Here is a 3,627-nt window from a genome sequence, read left to right as displayed (position 1 = left end):
ACGTGGCGCGGTCCAGGTCTCTGAAACCGCTGCTCTTTTCGACGGCGGAATCGACCACATTGCCGTCGGCGCCGATCGTCAGCTTGACTGTCACAACGCCCTCTTCTTCATTCCGCAAGGATGTTCTCGGATACTCCGGCTTCTCGCAATTGCCGGCAATCTTTGCACTGGTATGCGAAGGACCTGCTTCACCGGTAGTGAACGGTTGCGCCACGGAAGTCGGCAAATCGTTGGTAGCCGGTTTGACATTGGTCACCGCTGCTATCACGTTCTCTTGCGGCGGCGGCGTTACCTTTACCTCTGGCGGCGGAACGAACGGTGGCGGTGGCGCAACCGATTTTGGCGGCGGCGGAACCGGTTTGTCCGGCGGCGGTGGGGGCGGCGGCTTGATCTCTTCGATGATCTTGGTCTCGACCGGCTGCTGGATCACTTCCACAACCTTGCGCGCCAAGCCGGTAAGCAGCGCATAAACGATAAAGACATGCAGAACAACCACCACGCTGATACCGACTGCATGATTGGAGGGATTTTTCCCATCCTGCGTGAAATCCATACAACGACTCCTGTTTGTGCGCCTGATTTTTGGCAATCCTGATGTTCACTACAAACTCAAAACCACCGGCATGCCGCTATTGAAAAGCGGCATGCCGGCTTCTTGCTGCTAGAACTTCAGATGCGCATTCAGATAGAACTGCCGGCCGTTCTTGTAGAACGCGCGCGGCTGATCTTCATTCAATGCGAAGTACTTCAGAGTAGGATTGTTCAGGTTCTGCGCATCCAGCGTGAAGGACAGCTGTTCGCTGTACTTATAGCCCAATGACATCGCCAGAGTGCCGACAGCGGCTTGATAGAATGCTGTGCTGCGATCCAGGCCGCTGTAGAAGCTGCTGCGGTAGTTATACGAGATACGCGCATTGAAACGCTCATCCTCGTAGTAAGCGGTCAGGTTGCCGGTACGCTTCGATGCGCCGACCAGCGGGCCGTTGTTGGCGTCATAGGCGTTGATGAAAGTGGCGTTGGTGGCAAAACCGAAGTTTTTACCCAGCGGCATTTCATACGCCAGTTCGATACCGTTCACCGTGCCGCTGGTGTTGACCGGCACCGTCAGCACATAATCGGCCATATAGTTTGCCGGATGATCTGCGGTGCTGGTGACATAGCTTCTGGTGACCGTCCCCAAGCCGACATAACTGCTCAGGTTCATATTGAAGACGCTCGCCGACACCAATGAGCGAGGAGCAAAATACCACTCCAGCGAAGCATCGAAGTTGTTCGACGTGATCGGCTTCAGATTAGGATTGCCGCCGGTGCCGGAACCGATGGCGCCGAACGCCGCAGGCGGCGTCAAAGTCACTTGGCCTGCCAGCGACGAGTAATCCGGGCGGGTCATGGTCTTGGATGCGGCAAAACGGGCAATCACATCTTTGCTCAAGTCGAATTTCAGGTTCATGCTTGGCAGCACATCGACGTAGGTATTGTTGTCGTACTGCTTGACGAACGGGCCGAAAGCCGAAGTCGTGATCGCTCCCGGCGCGCTGGCTGGCGCGGCGACGTTAGAGATGACATTCTCCTTGGTCTGCACTACCCGCACGCCGACATTGCCGCTCCAGTGATTACCCTCGAAATTGCCTTGCAGGTAACCGGCGGTATTTTTTTCCTTGACCGAAAACTCGGAATTCCAGTCTTCACGCGTGACCGGATCGCGATTGGTGAAGGCGTTGTAAGCCGCCAGCTGGCCCGGCGAGTAATACCAGACATTGGTCGGGAAACCGCTGCCCAGGCCGCTGCCGAAATTCGACGGGAAGTTGGAATAACCGGATGGGAAGTTAGCCGGATTCGCGGCCGAATTTGCTGCGCCGGGATTACCGGCATTCAACGGTCCCTGGCCGATCACGCCATCGGAACTGCGCTTGTGATCGTTGTAGCGCAGACCAAACTGGATGGTGGACAGTGTGCCCCAGCCGGCGGAAAATTCACCGTCAGCCTGCACCCAGTTTTCCTTGTCCTTGACGTTGATGTTCTGGTCGCCAAAGATCCAGCCGAACTGCGAACCGGCAGGGCTGGCGTTATTGGTTGCGCCCAGATTCCAGTTGGCGGCGGTGCCCGTGCCGTTCAATTGATAACCGGCGCCTGCGCCGACACCGACATTCCATTCCGCCACGTTCTGGGTTGGTGTTTTGCCTTCCCCTGTGGAGGTACCCAGTTTGGTAGTGAAAGTCAGCGCATCGGTAGCCCGCCACTTGGTGCCAAGCTCGACGAAGTTGGAACTGGCGCTTTCGTCCGGACGTGAAATCTGGTCGTAGACGCCATAGTTGGTGCCGGCCACCGGTGCAAAAGTAGCCGATGTCAGCGTATTGTTTTTCACCGTGTAACCAGGGTTCGGCGATTGGCCGGCGCCGGCGTTGATGACCTGCGCACCCCAGAATTCATAGCTGCGATTGTAGTTGGCCGCCTTCATTTCCGAAGTAAAAGCATTGACGTCGAACGAGAAATCGTTGCTGACCTTGAACTGGGCGTCGATCAAGCCGCCGGTGCGCTTGCGCTGCTGTTCAAACAGCGCAGAGTTGATCAGGTTAGGCGCATATACGCCGGCCAGATCCGGATGCGCAGTAGCGATCTTGCTGCCCGGAGCGATCTGGGTATACCCCAGAATTTCCTGGCCCTGCCGTTGCAGATGGCGCTCCTCCGAAAAGGCTTGCACCAGAATACCGAAGGTATTCGCTTCGTTTTTCCAGTTCACCAATGCACTGATTTGCGGATCGGTCTTGCCTGGCAAATCGGCATACACCGCGCCGAGGGTCGCTTCCGCCGTGAATTGCTTCTTGAACTCCAGCGGCTTGCGGGTAATGATATCGACCGAACCGGCTACGCCGCCTTCCACCAGATTAGCCTGGGAACTCTTGTGCACCACCACCGAACCAACCAGTTCGGAAGGCAGCAGCGTGTAGCTGACGCTGCGCCCGACCTGGCCGGACTGATCCAGCACGAACCAGTCGCCGGACGCCACGTTATGGCCGTTGATCAGCGTTTGCGTCAAGCTGGGATTGGTGCCGCGCATGCTGACCCGGTCGGCTTCGTCGAAGCCGCCTTCGGTGGCGCCGGCGTTACCGATGGTGACGCCAGGTACGCGCGACAGCGAATCGGCAACGTTCTTGTCCGGCATCTTGCCTATATCTTCGGCGGTGATGACTTCCACATGCGAGTCGGCATTGCGCTTCTGGTTCAGAGATTTCTGCAATGAGCCGCGAATGCCGTTGACGGTGATTTGTTCAATCTGGCCCGCCTTGTCGGCGCTCTTGCTGTCAGCTTTCGGAGCTGCATCATCCGCTTGCTGCGCATGCACAGGCATGGCTGCCGCCATGACCAGTAGCGCGACTGCCGATGCTATTGGTGTTAAATTTTTATTCACTTACTGTTCTCCCCATCGATTGCGGCCCGGCAAATCTGAAACAGGCCATTTTTCATTGACTTCTCCACGCTGCGGCTTGAGCTCACTTCAGGCCGGCAAAGGGGAGAACCTTTTTTTCGATACAGTCGCCAATACAACAAGATCCAACCAACAAGACGCCGCGCATCGCCGCTTGTAAAACAATTCCCCGGCCAGTCCATCTCCAAAAACCGTCTGGG

2 protein-coding genes are annotated in these 3,627 nt (G+C 56.8%); both read right to left on the bottom strand.

Going from position 1 to position 3,627, the window contains the following annotated elements:
- Nucleotides 1-553: energy transducer TonB (locus KHU33_RS25715; protein WP_211468324.1), on the bottom strand; the 553-nt coding region annotated here is incomplete at its 3' end.
- Nucleotides 554-661: 108 nt separating this feature from the next.
- Entirely contained in the window at nt 662-3,409 is a 2,748-nt protein-coding gene (locus KHU33_RS25710; RefSeq protein WP_211468322.1) for a TonB-dependent receptor, read from the bottom strand.
- Nucleotides 3,410-3,627 lie beyond the last annotated feature (218 nt).

The organism is Collimonas silvisoli (genome assembly GCF_018305005.1).
Taxonomy (GTDB): Bacteria; Pseudomonadota; Gammaproteobacteria; order Burkholderiales; family Burkholderiaceae_D; genus Collimonas; species Collimonas silvisoli.
This window is presented reverse-complemented; position numbering and strand designations above follow the sequence as displayed.